Source organism: Paenibacillus sp. FSL R7-0273 (assembly GCF_000758625.1).
Taxonomy (GTDB): domain Bacteria; phylum Bacillota; class Bacilli; order Paenibacillales; family Paenibacillaceae; genus Paenibacillus_AQ.
This window is the reverse complement of the sequence record NZ_CP009283.1, coordinates 3,197,132-3,215,162: the sequence shown is the minus strand read 5'-3', so window position 1 is coordinate 3,215,162 and position 18,031 is coordinate 3,197,132. Positions and strand designations below refer to the sequence as shown.

Annotated in this window: 14 protein-coding genes and 1 riboswitch; of the genes, 5 read left to right on the top strand and 9 right to left on the bottom strand. The window is 52.4% G+C overall.

Annotation, left to right across the window (positions count from 1 at the left end; translation table 11 throughout):
- Nucleotides 1-147: 147 nt before the first annotated feature.
- Nucleotides 148-1,131 (bottom strand): diaminopimelate dehydrogenase, encoded by a 984-nt coding sequence (locus R70723_RS13775; protein WP_039872827.1) that lies wholly within the window; start codon nt 1,129-1,131, stop codon nt 148-150.
- 369 nt (nt 1,132-1,500) lie between these two features.
- Here R70723_RS13775 and R70723_RS13770 point away from each other — a divergent pair, with 369 nt between their 5' ends.
- The 4 genes from R70723_RS13770 to R70723_RS13755 all read left to right on the top strand — a co-directional run bounded on the left by R70723_RS13770 (nt 1,501) and on the right by R70723_RS13755 (nt 5,957).
- On the top strand, nt 1,501-2,241 hold the full coding sequence (locus tag R70723_RS13770; protein ID WP_039872826.1) for a hypothetical protein: 741 nt from the start codon (nt 1,501-1,503) through the stop codon (nt 2,239-2,241).
- A gap of 15 nt (nt 2,242-2,256) precedes the next feature.
- The gene (locus R70723_RS13765; protein WP_039872825.1) at nt 2,257-3,945 is read left to right on the top strand and encodes a VWA domain-containing protein; all 1,689 of its coding nucleotides are present in this window, start codon (nt 2,257-2,259) and stop codon (nt 3,943-3,945) included.
- 28 nt (nt 3,946-3,973) lie between these two features.
- Nucleotides 3,974-5,113 (top strand): toxic anion resistance protein, encoded by a 1,140-nt coding sequence (locus tag R70723_RS13760; RefSeq protein WP_039872824.1) that lies wholly within the window; start codon nt 3,974-3,976, stop codon nt 5,111-5,113.
- Between the two features lie 118 nt (nt 5,114-5,231).
- Complete coding sequence (locus tag R70723_RS13755) at nt 5,232-5,957, top strand: L,D-transpeptidase family protein (protein ID WP_231574882.1); 726 nt, start codon at nt 5,232-5,234, stop codon at nt 5,955-5,957.
- A gap of 113 nt (nt 5,958-6,070) precedes the next feature.
- On the opposite strand, the gene R70723_RS13750 is transcribed toward R70723_RS13755, so the two are convergent.
- From R70723_RS13750 to R70723_RS13740, 3 genes are all read right to left on the bottom strand, one after another.
- The gene (locus R70723_RS13750; protein WP_039872823.1) at nt 6,071-7,069 is read right to left on the bottom strand and encodes a ketoacyl-ACP synthase III; all 999 of its coding nucleotides are present in this window, start codon (nt 7,067-7,069) and stop codon (nt 6,071-6,073) included.
- Nucleotides 7,070-7,105: 36 nt separating this feature from the next.
- A complete protein-coding gene (locus tag R70723_RS13745; RefSeq protein WP_052421307.1) occupies nt 7,106-7,465 on the bottom strand; it encodes a hypothetical protein in 360 nt (119 codons plus the stop codon).
- Between the two features lie 111 nt (nt 7,466-7,576).
- Nucleotides 7,577-7,667, bottom strand: a riboswitch (cyclic di-GMP riboswitch).
- Nucleotides 7,668-7,882: 215 nt separating this feature from the next.
- Entirely contained in the window at nt 7,883-8,650 is a 768-nt protein-coding gene (locus R70723_RS13740) for an SDR family NAD(P)-dependent oxidoreductase (protein WP_039872821.1), read from the bottom strand.
- Between the two features lie 247 nt (nt 8,651-8,897).
- Here R70723_RS13740 and R70723_RS32060 point away from each other — a divergent pair, with 247 nt between their 5' ends.
- Nucleotides 8,898-9,497, top strand: coding sequence for a TetR/AcrR family transcriptional regulator (locus tag R70723_RS32060; protein WP_052421306.1), 600 nt, complete (start codon nt 8,898-8,900; stop codon nt 9,495-9,497).
- Nucleotides 9,498-9,577: 80 nt separating this feature from the next.
- On the opposite strand, the gene R70723_RS13730 is transcribed toward R70723_RS32060, so the two are convergent.
- The 5 genes from R70723_RS13730 to R70723_RS13710 form a co-directional block, all read right to left on the bottom strand.
- Nucleotides 9,578-12,964, bottom strand: coding sequence for a GH36-type glycosyl hydrolase domain-containing protein (locus tag R70723_RS13730; RefSeq protein ID WP_039872820.1), 3,387 nt, complete (start codon nt 12,962-12,964; stop codon nt 9,578-9,580).
- A 54-nt stretch (nt 12,965-13,018) separates the two neighbouring features.
- Complete coding sequence (bglX, locus tag R70723_RS13725) at nt 13,019-15,187, bottom strand: beta-glucosidase BglX (protein ID WP_039872819.1); 2,169 nt, start codon at nt 15,185-15,187, stop codon at nt 13,019-13,021.
- Nucleotides 15,188-15,356: 169 nt separating this feature from the next.
- Nucleotides 15,357-16,115, bottom strand: coding sequence for an alpha/beta hydrolase (locus R70723_RS13720; protein ID WP_039872818.1), 759 nt, complete (start codon nt 16,113-16,115; stop codon nt 15,357-15,359).
- Nucleotides 16,116-16,130: 15 nt separating this feature from the next.
- Nucleotides 16,131-17,123, bottom strand: a complete 993-nt coding sequence (locus R70723_RS13715; protein ID WP_039872817.1) for a LacI family DNA-binding transcriptional regulator — start codon at nt 17,121-17,123, stop codon at nt 16,131-16,133.
- Nucleotides 17,124-17,165: 42 nt separating this feature from the next.
- The gene (locus R70723_RS13710) at nt 17,166-17,990 is read right to left on the bottom strand and encodes a carbohydrate ABC transporter permease (protein ID WP_039872816.1); all 825 of its coding nucleotides are present in this window, start codon (nt 17,988-17,990) and stop codon (nt 17,166-17,168) included.
- Nucleotides 17,991-18,031 lie beyond the last annotated feature (41 nt).

Here is an 18,031-nt window from a genome sequence, read left to right as displayed (position 1 = left end):
TTTCAGCGATTTAGCTGTCCAAAATCAAACTAATTGCCCGGGACCCCATCGTCCCGGCCTTAATATAAAAAACGCGCCGCAGAGTTACTGACGGCGCGTTTTTTTGTGCAGCTATTCATTCTATACATCCCCTGCAGTATTTAGCTCCTACAGCAGGTCACGGCGCAGCTCTTCCGGCGATTTCGGAGACAGATGCCCGAGCGGAATATCAAATACTGTCTTGGCTCCGGCAACGCCCTCTGCACTGAGACGGGCAGCTGCTCTTGTATAGGCAATCAGCACGCTGGCGGTAAATTCAGGGTTGCTGTCCAGCTTCAGTCCGAACTCGGCGATCTGTCTGTTCCCGTTGCCGGTTACTCCGCTGCGGATGACGAATCCGCCATGCGGCATTCCGGAATGCTCGCTGGCAAGCTCCTCTTCCGAAATAAAGGTCACTGTAGTATTGTAGTCGGCAAAATAATCCGGCATATTAACAATGGTCTCGCGGATGGCAGCCTGATCAGCTCCGGCTTCTGCTACAACAAAGCAATTACGGTTGTGCTTTTCCCGGGTTGCCAGCTCAGGGGTTTCACCCGAACGGATACGCTCAATAACTTCCTCAACCGGAACGGTGTACTGTACTCCTGCTTTGACTCCAGGCACCCGGCGGATCGCATCGGAGTGGCCTTGGCTGACTCCCTTGCCCCAGAAGGTGTAATCATGTCCTTCAGCCAGTACAGACTGCATCAGCAGGCGGTTCATGGAGAACAGGCCCGGGTCCCAGCCGGTTGAAATAACGCTGACCTTGCCGCCTTCCAGCGCAGCTGCATTCACCTTTTCATAGAACTCCGGAATCTTGGCATGGGTATCAAAGCTGTCTACGGTATTAAACAGCTTGGCCAGCTGCGGAGTCTGCTCAGGCAGATCAGTAGCCGAACCGCCGCACAGAATCATTACATCAATCTTATCTATGTATTCCTTGGCATCAGCCAGACGCTCCACCTTAAGGCCTGTCTCCCTGGCAAGCTCTTCCGGATCTCTGCGTGTAAATACAGCAACCAGCTCCATATCCGGATTCTGCTTCACCGCCTGCTGTACTCCCTTACCCAAGTTTCCGTAACCTGCAATCCCTACTCTAATACGACTGTTCATGTTGTTCCTCCCTGGCCGGAAGCTTCCGGTTAATTGTAGTGTCTTAAATTATAAGTATATATACATCACATGAAATGTAAACATTTTTTAATAAAAACAAGCCGATATAATCGCGAAATCCGGTAACCCGATGTGATTCTGTCCGCAGGCAACGGGGCTAACCATGCTCCTTTTTTTATAGGATTACCGCATTACAGCCAAATATTACGAAACATCTCCACTTCTGCCAACGTAATGAAAATTAAGCTATCTTTATTCACCGTAGTTTTTTGGCGGTTTTGGTAATATTATGGAGCCTTCCGGAATGTTCTCTGATAAAATGAATCAAATGGCGCAATAGCCAAATATACTCAAATGAGGGAGGTGTAAATGCTGAAATCAAACCCCTTTAAGCTCCTTGGCATTATAGCCGGCGTTGTCATGCTTAATATTGCTGTGCTGTCACCGGGACTGCTCGCTGTCCAGATCGGCGGGGATAGCGCTTTGGAAACAGCTGCAGGCATCACCCTGCTGTTCATCAGTCTGCTCGTTGTCCTTTATGCCACTTATACTTTACTGCTTACGCCTCCTTCGGCCCGGACCATCCGTCCCATAGCTTCTCCTGAAGATTATGTAACCCGGCTGGAGCAATACCAAAAGGTGAAGCTGCTAAAAAGCGACTCAGCCCTCGCCCTTGACCAGCTGGAGCGGATGGAGAAGAAGAAAGCTGTCCTGTCCCGTGTGCTTGGCCAAAGATTTGATCCTGAAGAGCTAAGCTACCGGAAATTCAGCAATGTCATCACCGAGGTTGAAAAGCTTTTGTTCCTCAATATCAGGGGACTTCTTAATAAGCTGAGTTTATTCGATTCTGATGAATTCTCCCTTTTTACCGGCTCCCGCAAGCCGTCCCAGTTCTCCGAAAAGCTTATTCAAAAGAAAACCGCGCATTATAACGAATTTTTCGCTTCAGTAAAAGGCTACCTGGGCGCTAATGAAGAGATTCTGCTGAAGCTTGACCAGCTGCTGCTCGAAATCTCTGAGCTGGACAGCACGAACGTCCGGAGCATTGAGGATATCCCCTGCATGCAGGAGCTGAATGCTCTGATCGCCCAGACCAAACTCTATCAATAAAGGAGGAAGCTGCCTATGGCCAGGAAAGGTAAAACGTTTATGATACTGGCGGTCATTACCGCTGCTGTGTTTGCATTAGTCTATTTCGGCATTACCCTGACTGCTAATTTGGGCAAGTCCACCGGAGAAATTACGGCGGAGGATGCAGATAAGAAGCTGGGCAAGCTCTACAAGGAGATTAGGGTCAACCAGGCTGAGCCTTTAAAGGGGCAAATCGATCTGGACCCTGCGGACGTCGGGGAAGCACTGCCTGACATCTCCAAATTCGCGGTTTCTGTGGAGAACACAACCGGTAATTATGTTGAAATCTTCTCCTCCACCGAGAAATCCGGCACAGGGAATGACGGCTGGCTTAATGAAGTGGCATCCGCTTTTAATGAAGCTAATATTATGGTGGAAGGCACACCATCATCGGTTAAAATCCGTAATATCGCCTCCGGTACTGCTGCCGATTACATAAGATCCGGCAAGTATGTCCCGGATGCCTATACCCCGTCCAATGAGCTGTGGGGCGAAATGGTAAAAGCAGGCGGAATCCAGGCTGAGCTTATATCCGACCGGATTACCGGAAATGTTGCAGGTGTGGTGACCGCCCGGAAGAAATACGATGAGCTGATCGAAAAGTACGGCGCTATCAACCTCAAAACCATTACCGACGCTATCTCCGCAAACGAACTGGCGATGGGCTACACGGACCCTTTTGCCAGCTCGACCGGCCTTAACTTCCTGGTTACTGCGCTTGGAACGTTCGACAGCTCGGATCTGCTGGGTGATAAGGCGGTACAGGGCTTTGAGAAATTCCAGGCTAACGTACCTTTTACCGCGTCAACCACCCTGCAAATGCGGGATGCGGCCAAGACCGGTATGCTTGATGCCTTTGTACTGGAATATCAGACCTTTGTTAATGCTGCCGATCTCAAAAGCGGCTACGTCTTCACTCCGTTCGGCGTAAGGCATGACAGTCCGCTTTATGCACTCGGGGATCTGCCGGAGCAGAAGCGTGAGATTCTCCGGAAATTTGCTGATTTTGCCGGTCAGGATAAATATCAGCAGCTGGCGTCTGAGAAAGGCTTCAACGGCCTGGATGATTATACTTCCGAGCTGGCACCGGTTGACGGCTCCCTGCTCACCTCCGCCCAGAAGCTGTGGAAGGAAAAGAAGAACGGCAGCACTCCGCTCGCAGCGGTGTTTGTGGCCGACGTCTCGGGCAGCATGGCCGGCGAGCCGCTGAACCGGCTCAAGGAGTCGCTTTTGAAGGGCCAAAAGAATCTCGGAAAGGACAACAGCATCGGCTTTGTCTCCTACTCCAGTGACGTTACGATCAACCTGCCGGTCGGTAAATACGATACGAATCAGCAGTCTATGTTCGTCGGGGCGGTCAACAGCCTGCAGGCTGCCGGGGGTACGGCTACGTTTGACGGAATGGTGGTCGCGATGAAAATGCTGCAGGATGAGCTGGCTGCCAATCCCGGAGTGAAGCCTGTGATCTTCCTGCTCAGCGACGGGGAGACCAATGAGGGCCATTCCCTTGATGATATCAGAAGTCTTATCGAAACCTACAAAATCCCCGTCTACACGATCGGCTATAACGCCAATATCAAAGCGCTGGAGAGCATTTCCGGCATCAACGAGGCAGCGAGCATCAATGCGGATACGGACGATGTGGTCTACAAAATCAGCAATCTGCTGAACGTTCAAATGTAAGGATGATAACATCAAAAGGAGGTCTGTTATGTCTTTTACCATGGAAATTCCGAGTACTGAGAAGCTGAGGTCTGTCATTGCCGAGGAGGTAAAGCCTGAGCCTGAAGAGGTTACCCAATTAAAGGAGCTGGCCAGGAGCAATGTCTCCAGCATTCTGGAGCTTGATCTGGAATCTCTTGAGAAGCGCAAGGCGGTTCTCCAATCCATTGACAGCTTCGGAATGGGCACCATGCGTTCATCCTCTGACAAGAATGCCCTCCTCCAGGTATCTGTAGGCAATCTCTCCAAAACCGGTGATGAAGGCGGCCAGGTCGCCAAAGGCCTGACGGAGCTGCATATGCAGCTGAAGGACCTCGATCCGAGTGCCGTTGATTTTGCCAAAAGCGGGCTGTTAGGCAAATTTTTTAATCCGCTGCGCCATTATTTTGCCAAATACCAGAAGGCTGACGCAGTCATCTCCGATATTATTGTGTCACTGGATAAAGGGAAGACGGTTCTCAGAAACGATAATACAACACTTGAAATTGAACAGCAGACCCTGCGTGAGCTGACCAAACGGCTGCAAAAGGAAATTCAGCTCGGCCTGCTCATGGACCAGGAGATCGAGACACAGATTGAAGCAGCGAAGGTACGCGGGGAAGATGAAGATAAGGTCCGGTTTATTACCGAGGAGGTACTCTTCCCGCTCCGCCAGCGGGTAATGGATCTGCAGCAGATGCTGGTGGTGAACCAGCAGGGCATTATGGCGATTGAGGTGGTCATCCGCAACAACAAGGAGCTGATCCGCGGTGTGGACAGAGCCAGAAACGTGACGGTCTCCGCGCTAAAAATCTCGGTTACGGTCGCAAGCGCCCTCTATAACCAAAAAATCGTCCTGAAAAAAATCGAGCTGCTAAACCAGACGACCGATAACCTGATCAGCGGCACTTCAAGAATGCTGAAGGAGCAGGGCGCTGCCATTCATAAGCAGTCTCTGGAAACAAGCATCTCCGCTGACACGCTGAAGCAGGCTTTCTCTGATGTGCTATCGGCGCTAGATTCCATCAGCAGCTACAAGCAGGAAGCCCTCCCCAAAATGCGGGATACCATCAGCCAGTTCCGTGAGCTTGCCGACCAGGGCGAGCAGCAGATCAAGCGGCTGGAAAAAGGCTCCTCTCTCGGCCTGTAACCTTATTTGAAGAGTCCTGCGCCCTAGACGCACGGACTTTTTTTTGCGCCTTCAGTGCAGCCTATGCAGATTCCCTCCGTCCTCCCTGAGGTAATAAGCTCTAAGGGAGGTTATACATATGCACAATACTTTGTATACACACAGACGCAATCTTCATGCTTTCCTGTTTCTGCTGCTGATGCTGCTGCCGGTTGCCTTATTATTTCGTAATCCGCAGCCGGCTTCAGCGGCCGGATTTATGGCTTCATGGCCTTACAAAGCTGACCGCCTGGAATCCAAACAGATGGTTGTGGTAACGGCTGCCTCCGCCCGCTCCCAGAAAGGTGTCTTATCCCTGAGGGAAAAGCGTGAGGGCAAGTGGGTCACGGTTCTCTCCGGCATACCGGTAACCCTCGGCTCAGGCGGCATAGGTAAAACCAAGGAAGGCGATAAGCGCACCCCCTCCGGGGTCTATCCGCTTGGCGGGGCTTTCGGCTCTGCAGCCGGACCCGACGGGCTTAGCATCCCATACACCCGGACAGGCAGCTATGACTATTGGATAGATGATCCTTCATCCGCAGAGTATAACCAGCAGGTAACCTATACAGGTGACCCGAACAGGCGCTGGAGCTCTTATGAACGCCTCCTTCATCCGCTGTACAAATATGCAATTGTCCTCAAGTATAACGAAGACCCGGTCGTTCCCGGCAAAGGCAGTGCTATCTTTCTGCATGTGTGGAAGGGTGCAGACCAGCCGACTGCAGGCTGTATCGCCATGTCAGAGGGCAATCTGCTGAAGCTGATGAAGCAGCTTGATGCTTCGTTGTCACCCGCTATTGCGATCGGAACCGCGGACTCAGCATGAATGTACTGTAACCTAAGCTTTTAACGCAAAAAAGGAGCTGACCCCGGGCAGCTTGCACCGCTTTTGAGTCAGCCCCTTTCTATTCACATTTAGCTTTACTAATTATAGTACAGTTATAGCCTCCATAGTGTAGCACAGCTGGTAATTCCCGCACCTACCGACCATAAGAAGAATAAGTCGCCAGGTACAATGGTGCCGTTCTTCCTGGCATGATGCAGGGCGATGAACGGGCTGCTGGTGCCGGTATAGCCGTAAATATCCCCGATGTATGGGAATTTGGCGGTATCCTCTCCGAGGATTCCGGCAATCTCCCTAATGACGGTCAGATTCAGCTGGCTCAGAATATAATGCTTAACCTCGCTTTTGGCATACCCCTGCTCTTCCAGCAGCTTCTCCATTCCGGTAACCGCAGTCGGAAATGCCACATTGACGTTATATTCCGGATGCAGATAAATCTTCTTCTCCTCCAGCGACAGGCTGTCATCGAACATCCGGGCTAACCCGCCGGACGGGAACAGCATATCTTCCGCCTTATGTGTATTGGTATAATACACTGAATCAATCAGGCCGGACTCGCCGTCCTCCACCCGTTCCAGCAGAACGGCGCAGGCCGCATCCCCGCAAAGCCCTTTTGAAGCCAAATCCCCTTCTTTATAAAAGCGGGCGATCTGCTCCGAGCCGACAACCAGCGCATACCTCACCCGCGGATTCGTCATCATTGCACGAGCCGCCTGATCGGCAGCAACCACCATCCCCACACAATTCGCATTGCTGTCATAGACGATGCAGGAATGCTTACCGCCGATTGCCTGGTGCAGGAGCGCTGCGTCAGTCGGAGCACTGTACTCATGCGTGCCCGAGGAGACGACGATCATGTCGAGGTCTTCGGGTCTTAGCCCGCTGCTCCGCAGCAGTGCCTTAGAGGCTTCTATTGCCATGTACAGCGTGTTTTCTTCATTCGTAGCTGCATAATAACGATCCTTGCGGCCAAAATACTCCCAAATACCAATAAGCTTATCCGCAGCCTCGCCAGCCTGTTCAGCCAATTGTTCATTGCTAACTTTAAATGGCGGATGGTACACTTCAGTCCCTGCAATCCTTACGTTAACCATAACGGCCCACCTTTGTTAGTGTATTTGTGCTTTTGGCTAAACTTTTACAATAGCCCATGCTTCATCTACTGTATCAACAAACTTCCCTTCAAATCCGGCTTTCGGCGCCACACGCTGTAATTGTGATTTCGCCACCACCTTGACCGGGTTAACCAGTACGGCATGCTTAAAGCTGTTATACAACACGTAGCAGCGTTCCAGCACCGGCAGGATTTCCGGCTTGAAAGGCGCCATATCCGAGCAGTCAATAATCAGCGACATCTCTTTAAGCGGCAGATGGGGCATTTGGGCTTCAAAAATATCCACCTCTTTAATGGTCTCCGTTACTTCGGCAAAGCCGTGCAGGCTGATAAAAATAGTGTTGAATTCCGGGTGCATCGTAGTTTCTGCGATCATATAAGTACAACTCCAATTCTGTTGGTTTGATTTTTTTGAGCAGTCCGTTTTATGTATTACATGTCCGCAACTCTCCCTTGGCCTATTTAGACAGCAAAAAAACCAAACTATATGAGCGTCCCCGCTATCATGCCGCTGTAACAGCGGTTTAGACCGGTGGCTTTGCGTCTTCCGCCTTTCGGCGGAGTTGCCTTTGTTCATCAGCTGGCGCCTCAGAATTACAAACATATTTGGTATTTAGTGTCTAGCTTTTATTTATAATTCGACATGAAACCGCAATCCCCTTCTTTTTTAAGGAATAACTATCCAAAAGCGGCGTTCCCGTATAAACCCAAATATAAAAAAGTGCCCCCTGGAGGACACTTTTTTGAGAGCAGCTCTTATATTATGAACAGCTTATTCCATCAGTCCGGCTGTTTATTGCGCAATCATTCCGCCGTCAACAGTGTAGAGTGAAGCCGTTACGAAGGAAGCCTCTTCGGAGAGCAGGAAGTTCATTACGGCTGCAACCTCCTCCGGTTCCCCGTAGCGTCCCATTGGTGTTGCCGCCTCGTTGGCTGCTTTGAAGCCGTCGGCACTGCCGGAATTGTTCTCGATCTTGCGCATCATTTGCGTATTAATAGTTCCGGGCAGTACAGCATTGACGCGGATACCGAACGGTGCCAGCTCATTGGCGGTTACACGGGTCAGGCCGATCACCGCATGCTTGGACATAATATATGGAGACATTCCCGGAGCACCCATAAGGCCTGCCAGCGAGGAGGTGTTGAGGATCGCGCCGGATTTTTGCTTTTTCATTACAGGAATGACATATTGCAGCCCGAGAAATACCCCGCGGACATTGACGTTATAGACCAGGTCAAGCGACTTCACATTCAGCTCTTCCACAAGCCCGGTAGGACCTTCAATCCCGGCATTATTGGCAAAATAATCAATCGTTCCGAATTTTGCTACCGCCTGATTCACATAATTCTGCACATCTTCCTCTTTGGAAACATCGGCTGTAACAGCCAGTGAATTAGAATCGTTTAAGCCAAGCTCCTGAATAACTGCATGAATCGCTTCCTCATTCAAATCGACCAGAACCAGATTCAGCTTACGTTCGGCCAGACGGCGGGCAAGCTCTTTTCCGATACCCCCTGCGGCACCAGTGATGACGGCTGTTTTGACTTGTGATTGGCTCATTATACATTCGCTTCCTTTGTTTTGTAGTGGGTGAGTAAGAGGATTTTGTAACAAAATCGCCTTATCTCTTGAAACAAGCTTACACCGCATTTAGTTGTTGTGACAATAATCAAAATATAAGATAATGTTGACTAGGCAACAGTTTAAACTCGATTGTTGCTCCCTGGTCAGCATTTTGAACATTTCGGGCGAATTTGTAGCTTGTGGTAATACTAAAACGATACAGACATTATGGAGGAAGATAGCTTTGGAGCATGAAGAGGATTTGAGCAGAGGGGTCAGACGTACCCGGCAGGCACTGAAGACAGCGTTTGTCGATCTGATTCTGGAAAAGGGCTATGAGGCTGTGACCATTATGGATATTGCCATCCGTGCGGACTATAACCGCGGAACCTTTTACAAGCATTTTGTAAGTAAGGAGGATTTGCTGCGGGATATCCACGACGATTTTCTGCGGAATATTTCGGAGCTGCTGCTGCAGCCTTATGAGGGTATGGAGAAGATTGACGCTGCGGGGGGTTATCCCTCCCTGCTGCAGCTTTTCCAGCACATTGAGCAGCACAAAAGGGACTACCTTGCCTTAAGCTCCGCACAGCGCGGAAAAACCTCTGTCGAGCTTTACGATACACTGCGGAGGTCCATGCGTGAGGATATGCATATCGAGATGGAGGGGGGCAGCCCCCCGCTCGATTACGAAATTCTGCTGAGCTATCAGCTGTCTGCCACTGTCGGGGTCATTGATTACTGGGCGGAAACCCACTTTAAATACTCTGCGGAATATATGGCCGGGCAATTAATAGCGCTTGTTAACAGCAGAATGGATCATATTGTGTTCACAAGAAACTGAGCTTACCGCTAAAAAGCGGCGCAGGCCCGCCTGTACTCCGATTAGGAAGTACATGCTGACCTGCGCCGCTTATTCTATTGTTACATATAAATATCTATGATTGTTCTCTCTGTACCTGCGTGGCGCTGAAGCTCTTCACGCGCGATCCGCAGACCGCCAAGCCGGTAAGGATTATTAAGCCGGACAGCCTGTACCTCCCGGCCGTTCACGGCAGCAGACTGCAGCCGGCCCTCTTTGCAGTGATACACAAAGGTCACCGGGGAGCCTCCGTACTCGAACTCAAAACGCGTGCCGTCCAGCTCAGCAGGCAGTACAGGGTCCAGAATCAGGTCTCCGCCCTCTTCGCGGATGCCCAGTACATTCGAGATCAGCTGGTTCATGTAGATTCCCGGGCCGCTGGAATAGATTTTCCAGCCGCCTTTGACCGGAACAGAGCCGTCACGCAGCTCATGGAAACGCTCCTGTGCTTCATAGCGGTTGTCAAATTTACCGTCCGAGCTGCTGAAGTAGGCATTGCTCTGGCGCAGCTCGGCATTCGGTACGGCCTCGCGGATGCCGACCGGATTAATGGTCGCAAGCCCCTTCCAGACCTGCTCAGTCTTGCCGGTTTTGGCCATCGCCTCGACGAAGCGGATGTGGGCATGCACATACTGCAGCCCGATTTCCCGTCCGAAATTAGCCGCCTGCTCGGCACGTTTGAAATGGGTGCTGACACCGCCGGCATACTGTGCCGGGTGGTTCATCAGCCGCACGCCGTCCGGGCACAGGAACTGCTCCTGAATCAGCGTGTAGTGCGCCTCCATCTGCTCAGGGGTAAGCAGCTCGCCGATCATGCTGCGGGTCATCGGCAGCAGGCGGTACTGAATGCCGGTCTCCTTGTCCTCCGGATGCAGCATCAGCTTGGCCTGCTCAGGATCCTCGAAGTACAGGAAGCCCGGTATTACCTCAGTGCCCAGCATATAACGGTTAAAGTCGGCTTTGATGCCTTCAGCCATCTGCTTCAGCTCTCCGGACCAGGAAGCATCTGCATCCTTCAGTACAGCAGACAGACCCAGAACCGTCTGATACGTCAGGGCCACAGTCCAGCTGCTGACCATGTACTGCTTGAGCTGGGCATTCGCCGGCTGCAGCGTATCATCCCAGTCCCCGTCTCCATAAGAGGACAGGAAGGTGTCATGCAGGAAGTGGGCTTTGATATATTCCAGCTCCTTAAGTGCATGCTCCCTCAAGGTGCAGACAGTCTCTGTGAAGTCGAAGCTGTGCTTGCGCGTGTATGGAATCTGCTCGTCCAGCACCGCAAAATCACGGGTTGCCCGCAGATAATCGCCCAGTATCTTAAGCGGCCAGACGATAATATCGCCATGGCTCTCTTCCTGCTGGATTGAGGTGTACCTGTCGAACATAAACCACTGCGGCCAGTTGCCGTCATCCTCATACTGATGGGCAAAGACGGTCAGCAGAATCTCCCTTACCTGTTCGTATTTGTGGGTAGCCAGGAAATATTCCACCGGTCCCTGGCACACATCCCGCGTTCCCCAGGCTGCGCCGCCGTACTGCTCCAGTCCATGAGGAACAGAATAGTGGACCAGCATATTATGGGTGTACCACCAGGCCAGGGCATTTACCTTGAACAGCTCCGCCTGCTCCCCGCTCTCCTTCTTCAGCTGGAAGCCGTTCATGACTCCGGCCAGGAATTCACGGTAATTCTTTGCTTCCTCCTCAAATCCGGCTCCCGCGGCCGGACGGAATTCTCCGTCCAGCATCCCTTGGAAGGTAAGCGTCCATTCGCTGCTTGAATCCAGCTCAAGCACGGTCAGGGAAGCGCTGCTGGGTGCTGCTCCTGCCGCCAGCAGCGCTTCATCTCCGGTTCTGAAGGCCGCACCTTCCACAGTGATTTTGTAGGCCAGCTCAGGGTATACAGCTGCACTTAATCCCTTGTCACTGGCCCGGAAGACCAGTCCGCCGTCAGCAGCCTGCTCCATCTGATAAGGAAGCTCATATTCAGCCACATTCATGGTGATCTGGCTGCTGACGAGGTAGCGGTACGCTTTTCCGCTTGCCGATGCGACATGCAGTCGGATTTCCGGAGCCTTTACCGCTGTGTAGTTCGTAATAATGAGGGTGTCCTCAGCCGTTTTATAATGCCAACGGACATAGTTGAAGCCGATTTCGAACATTGACGGCATTGTCAGAAGACGGAACTGCCCTTCCAGCTCTACATAGATCCGCTGGCCTGAGATTTTATTGACGTTCAGCGCATTGCGGGCATTGGACAGCATTTTATTGAAATTGGTATTGCCCACAACCACTTGGGAATTAAAGATTCCGTACATATACGAAGTAGTAGTCATCACCTCTGCGTCCAGCCGGGCATTATCTCCGCTCATCAGAATATGCCCGTGCGGCCGTTCTACAAGCAGCTCCTTGCTTTTCAGGACAACATGCTCATAGGTGCCGGTAAAGAAGGCTAGCAGCTCACCATTCTCCCGTTCCTCCTGGAACCGCTGCGGGAATAGGGTATCCAGCTCGGCTTCGGACAACGCCACAGTCTGTAGTGGAGTTCCTATTCTGGCAGCTGCCGGCTCCTGTGCATGCTGTCTGCTGCCTTCCGGCTTCATGGTCGGGAGCTTTTGCACGCTGCTCCAGGCCGTCTGCAGCTCACGGGCATATTCCAGCCCGCTTACTGCCGCAGGATGATCCTCGCGGAACAAGCCGTAGAACGTAAATACAGCTTCGCCGTTCAGCTCAGTCTTTGGCGACTGCAGTGCTGTATAGGCGAATTCATACTGATACACCTTATTTGCGAGACTTTCCTGATACAGTGCTTCCGGTCTGTCGGTTTCCTTATAGGACAAGCCGAAGAACTGGAAGCCGTCAGTGGAGTAACCGGCGGCTCCGCCGATCAGCCCCTGCTGCAGATACGGGAACTTCCCGCCCTGCGGCTGGTTCTGTCTCGAGCAGACGACATATCCGCCCGTCTGATCTGTAAAAACGGAATGATCGATATATTGGGACAAATAGGCTTCATTACTGGTGACGGCACCCGCCGCAGCAATACCGACGTCCTGGGTATAGATAACGTCCAGCATGGCCGCCCTGCCTTCAACCCGGACATTCCAGAACCATGTATCCGCCTCTGCCAGAGTAAAGGTCACCTGATAGGCAAGCTTCTCTGCGCTGCCAGCGGCTCCGGTACCCGCAGGAAGCTCTCCCTGCCATAGCAGCCGCTCCCCGTCCCGGTGGAACGTGCTGCCTGACTTCACGCCAAGCAGCGGATAGGCCCGGATGCCGTCAGGCTGATGCAGGCGGATATACAGATTGCCTGCAGCCCCGTCCACACTGTTGGCCAGCAGCTGGTTAATCATCATCTGGCCGCCTGATGCCTGGTACAGGTCCCCGCTCTCCAGAAAAGTAAATGTAAGACCGCCTTTTTGCAGATTCAGCTTAGTACCGGTTGCAGTTGTCATTTCTCTTCACTTCCTTATCTGATACGGCTTTATACCGTTATTATGTCTGTTAGGTTATTTGAGCAGAGTAAATCCGGCAGACAGCACATCACGGCTGTTAGGGCCTACATATACATTAAACCTGCCGCTGTCGCTGACGACGCTGAGATCACTGTGATGATAACGCAACTGTTCCTCCCCGATACGGAAGGCTACTTCCGCACTTTCGCCGGGGGCCAGCCCGATCTGCCGGAATGCCTTCAGCTCCTTGACAGGACGGACAACCTCACCGGAGATATCGCGTACATACAGCTGGACTGTTTCGGTTCCTGTTACACTGCCGGTATTGGTAAGTGTCACCTTCACCTCAAGCGGCTGATCCGCTGCCAGCGTATCAGTGGAGAGTGTCAGCCCTTCATAACTAAAGGTGGTATAGCTAAGTCCATATCCGAACGGCAGCAGCGGTTCATTAGGGGCATCGATATATTTGGAGATATAACGGTTGCCGTCTTCTACCTCCGGCTTAGGCCGGCCGGTATTGAAATGGTTATAATAGACCGGAATCTGGCCTGCTGATGCAGGGAACGACATCGTCAGCCGGCCGGAGGGATTCACCCTGCCGTACAGCAGATCTGCCAGGGCGGCTCCGCCTTCACTACCCGGGAACCAGGCCTCCAGCACAGCGTCCGCCTGGTCGTATACACCGTGCAGATCAAGCGGACGGCCGTTGAACAGGACGGCGACCACCGGCTTCCCGAGCTCCTTCAGCAGCGTGAGCAATTCCAGCTGCGCCTCAGGCAGCCTGATATTGGTGCGGCTTCCGCCCTCGCCGCTCATGCCTGACGCTTCGCCGACGGCCAGCACAATTACATCGGCTGCCTCGGCTGCACTCCTTGCCGCTGCCCTCTGCTCTGCGGTAATGGTCTCAATGCCTGAGCCTTCAGCTACTGTTACAAGATCAGGATTGCCAACTACTGAGCGCATGGCATCACTGAGCTTCACCGCATGTTCCTTGGAGCCGGTCCACGACCACCAGCCCAGAATATCGCCGCTGTCCGCAAAAGGTCCGATTAAGGCTATCCGCTGCTCCGGCCGGAGCGGCAGGACGCCCTCATTCTTCAGCAGTACGCTTGATTTCTCAGCCAGCTGCCGTGCCGCCTGACGGTGCCCGGCGGAGAATACGATTTCCTTCTCCAGCACAGGATCAGCCCCGCGCATCGGGTTCTCGAACAAGCCGAGCTTCTCTTTGAGCTGCAGGATGCGCAGCACTGCTTCATCTATCAGGGCTTCCCCGACCAGTCCTTCCTCCACCAGCTGAGGCAGCTGATGCAGATAGCTGGTTGTCATCATATCAATGTCCACCCCGGCCCGGAGCGCCTTGTATGCCGCTTCCTTATCATCCTCTGCAGCGCCGTGTGCAACCATCTCCTTGATGGATGCCCAGTCGGAGATGATGACCCCGTCAAAGCCCCATTCTGTACGCAGCAGGTCACGCAGCAGCTTACGGTTACCGGTTGCCGGAATGCCGTCCACAATGTTGAACGAGGTCATGACCATCTGTGCTCCGGCATCAATGGCCGCTTTATACGCAGGGAGATAATATTCACGCAGCTGCCGTTCGGACAGGTCTACCGTGTTATAGTCCCTTCCGCCTTCAGCAGCGCCGTAAGCGGCAAAGTGCTTAACGCATGCAGCTACACGGGAGTCATCACTTGCAAGGTCTTCTCCCTGAAAGCCCTTAACGAAGGCTTCCGCGAACACACCATTCAGGTACGGATCTTCGCCGGTCGATTCCATTACCCGGCCCCAGCGCGGATCACGGGTCAGATCGACCATCGGCGCAAAGGTTACGTGCAGGCCGGAGACTGCGGCTTCCCTTGCTGCAATCTCCGCGCTCTTCTCAGCCAGCTCCGGATTCCAGGAGCTGCCGATCGCAAGCGGTATCGGAAAAATAGTCTTAAAGCCGTGAACGATATCGGCCATGAACAGCAGCGGAATGCCCAGCCTGTTATTCTCCAGATGTGCCTTTTGCACGGCCATCATTTTATCGGCACCCGCTATGCCCAGCACAGAACCGGCATTACGGACAGCCTCACTGCTGATGCCGAGCTCCTCCATCGGACCGGTAATCTCTGATTCGTCACCCGGCTCATCATAGAACGGGGCGGCCAGCTGCAGCAGCTGGGCTATTTTTTCGTCAAGGGTCATTTGCTTCACATATTTGTTGTATAAATGCTCTGACATTGCTGAATCCCTCCATCAAAACGATTAATAATCGAATCGTTTCTATCCAATAAATCCTTTTATTTATAGGTTTATTATAATTATTTATTAACACTTTTCATAAACGTTTCTATTTATTTCGATGAGACTGCGCCTCCCGCTGTGATGCACAGGAGCTGCACAATGAAAATTATAGAGGAAGCCAGTCCAGCATTCTTGTTAACTGCCGCTCCCAATACTCCCATTCATGTCCGCCCGGACCCTCTTCATAGGCAATATCCAGCCCCGCTGTCACGGCCTGGTCGAGAAAGGCGCGGTTTCCGCCATACAGGAAATCCTCTGTTCCGCAGCACTGGTACAGCCTCGGCCGGAATTCACCTGAAGCCGCCTTGCCGGCAAGCGCGAGCAGATCATTCCCGCTGCCGCTCAGCTCTTCCGGTGAGCCGAAGATCCGCTCAGCCTCACCCGGCCGGAAGCCGTTCGGGCCGGTTACACGGCGGACAATATCCAGGCCGCCGGACAGGCTAGCTGCTGCCGCATAATGCTCCGGACAGCGCAGGGCCAGCTTAAAGGCCCCGTACCCGCCCATCGAGATGCCGGCCGCGAACGTATCCTCACGGCGCCCTGAGACAGCAAATCCCCGCTGGATTAGCCGGGGCAGCTCCTCGCTCAGATAAGTGAAGTAAGCACCGCCCTGCTTCATATCCGTATAATAGCTGCGGTCAGCCCGGGGCAATACAAGCGCCAGGCCTCTGCTCTCTGCATAACGCTCGACCGCCGAATTCCGTGTCCACTCTGAATGGTCGCCGCCAAGCCCGTGCAGGAGATACAGTACCGGGTATTTCCCGTCCCGCATGGCAGAAGGCGGAGTGCTAAGCGGAAGCATGACTCCGGCTTCTGTAGACATTCCGAGAGTTTCGGAATAGAAAGACATCTGCATGTACACCAAGGTCTCACACTCCGATCAACCCTGTATTTTAACCGATTTCCGCTCCATCAGCTCGATCTTAAGCTTATAGAAATCATTCACCGCATCCCCGTTCAGCATCTGGAACAGTAAATGGCCTGCCAGAGAGCCGGATTCATACATCGGCTGGCGGATCGTCGTCAGCGCAGGCTGAATGTATTCAGCCAGCTGGATATCGTCGAATCCAATGACTGAAATATCCCCCGGCACCGTTACCTTCGCTTCTTCAAAGGCCTTCATTCCCCCGACAGCCATCTCATCATTTGCATAAAAGACTGCCGTCGGCAGCTCCCCCTGCATCAGCATCATTTTAGTCGCTTTATAGCCGCCCTCACGGATAAAATTGCCGCTGAGCTTCCATTTGGCTTTTTCCGTCAATCCGGCTTCATTCATTGCCCGCAGATACCCCTGGTAACGCAGCGCATTATCATAGGAATCCGCCGGCCCGCTGATATAAGCAATCGAGCTATGGCCGTTCTCAATCAGGTGCCGGGTGGCACTGTAGCCTCCCTGCTCCCCGTCAACAACCACATTGATCAGACCTTCGCCGGCAATCAGCCGGTCCATGACGATGATCGGAAACCGCGGTCCGGCAGCAGCATGCAGGATCTCATCTGAAATGTTATGGGCCAGCACAATGGCGCCGTCTACCCGCTTTTCCATCATATAACGTACAGCTGTCGAGCCTTTCCCGCCCATCGAGCTGCAGGCAATCAGATCATAGGAATTCGATAAGGCCACGTCCTGAATACTGCGGATTAATTCCGAATAATAGGGTCCGGACAAGTCCCGTAAAATAAGGGCAATCGTATTGGTCCGGCTCCGCTTCAAATCCATGGCAAAGCCGTTTTTCTGATAATTGAGCTGCCGTGCCGCTTCCAGCACCTTTTCTCTAGTTTTGGCGCTGACCCTGCTGTCACCGCTCATGGCATAGGAGGCTGTAGAAAGCGCAACCCCTGCCAGCTTAGCCACGTCCTTGATTGTTGCCATCTTTGTTCAATCCTTCCTGAGCACTGCAATTGGTTAATTATACTATTTCATACCGGATATCGTATATCCTTCTATGATATGTTTCTGGAAGAAGACAAATATGATAATAATCGGAATGACCATGAAGGCAGCGCCTGCCATCTGCAGCCCGAACTCTGTTCCATACTGCCCCTTGAGCAGCGACAGTCCCACAGAAAGCGTATAGAGGCGTTCGTCATTGGCAATAATCAGCGGCCAGAGGAAGCTGTTCCACGCCCCGATAAAGGTCAGAATACCCTGAACGGCAAATACAGGCTTAACAATCGGCACAATCAGCTGGAAAAAGATTCTCAGCTCACCCGCACCGTCCAGTCTTGCCGCTTCCAGCAGATCCATCGGAATGGTCGTCATGAACTGGCGGAACAGGAAGATCGCGAATGCTCCGACCAGACCCGGCAGGACAATCCCTGCCATTGTGTTGACCAGCCCCATCTGATTGATGATCAGATAGGTCGGAATCATGGTAACCTGTCCCGGAATCATCATCGTTGCCAGTATAATATAGAAAAATTTGTTTCTGCCCGGAAAATCAAATTTGGCAAAGGCATACCCGGCCATCGCATTAAGGAACAGCCCGGCAAAGGAGCATAAAACGATAATCAGCGTATTTTTTAAATAGACGAGAAAGTCCATTTTTACAAACAGATCCCGGTAGTTATTAAATGTAGGGTTACTCGGAAACAGCGACGGCGGGATCATCGTGAACTCATTCTCCGGTTTAAAGGATGAACCGATCATCCAGATGAACGGCACCATCATCAGAAGCCCCCCGACGACGAGCAGCGTAATCATAATTGTTTTTTCCAGTCTCTTCATTCTGAGAGCCATGCCCGTTTCCTCCTTCTTAAGCCTGCGGTGTCAGCCGGTGC

Bases quoted from the DNA above. Each gene is read 5' to 3' on its own strand.
- R70723_RS13740 (WP_039872821.1), bottom strand. From the start codon at position 8,650: ATGAGCCAATCACAAGTCAAAACAGCCGTCATCACTGGTGCCGCAGGG.
- R70723_RS13730 (WP_039872820.1), bottom strand. From the start codon at position 12,964: ATGACAACTGCAACCGGTACTAAGCTGAATCTGCAAAAAGGCGGTCTT.
- R70723_RS13710 (WP_039872816.1), bottom strand. From the start codon at position 17,990: ATGGCTCTCAGAATGAAGAGACTGGAAAAAACAATTATGATTACGCTG.
- R70723_RS13775 (WP_039872827.1), bottom strand. From the start codon at position 1,131: ATGAACAGTCGTATTAGAGTAGGGATTGCAGGTTACGGAAACTTGGGT.
- R70723_RS13745 (WP_052421307.1), bottom strand. From the start codon at position 7,465: ATGATCGCAGAAACTACGATGCACCCGGAATTCAACACTATTTTTATC.
- R70723_RS13770 (WP_039872826.1), top strand. From the start codon at position 1,501: ATGCTGAAATCAAACCCCTTTAAGCTCCTTGGCATTATAGCCGGCGTT.
- R70723_RS13765 (WP_039872825.1), top strand. From the start codon at position 2,257: ATGGCCAGGAAAGGTAAAACGTTTATGATACTGGCGGTCATTACCGCT.
- bglX (WP_039872819.1), bottom strand. From the start codon at position 15,187: ATGTCAGAGCATTTATACAACAAATATGTGAAGCAAATGACCCTTGAC.
- R70723_RS13750 (WP_039872823.1), bottom strand. From the start codon at position 7,069: ATGGTTAACGTAAGGATTGCAGGGACTGAAGTGTACCATCCGCCATTT.
- R70723_RS13760 (WP_039872824.1), top strand. From the start codon at position 3,974: ATGTCTTTTACCATGGAAATTCCGAGTACTGAGAAGCTGAGGTCTGTC.
- R70723_RS13755 (WP_231574882.1), top strand. From the start codon at position 5,232: ATGCACAATACTTTGTATACACACAGACGCAATCTTCATGCTTTCCTG.
- R70723_RS13715 (WP_039872817.1), bottom strand. From the start codon at position 17,123: ATGGCAACAATCAAGGACGTGGCTAAGCTGGCAGGGGTTGCGCTTTCT.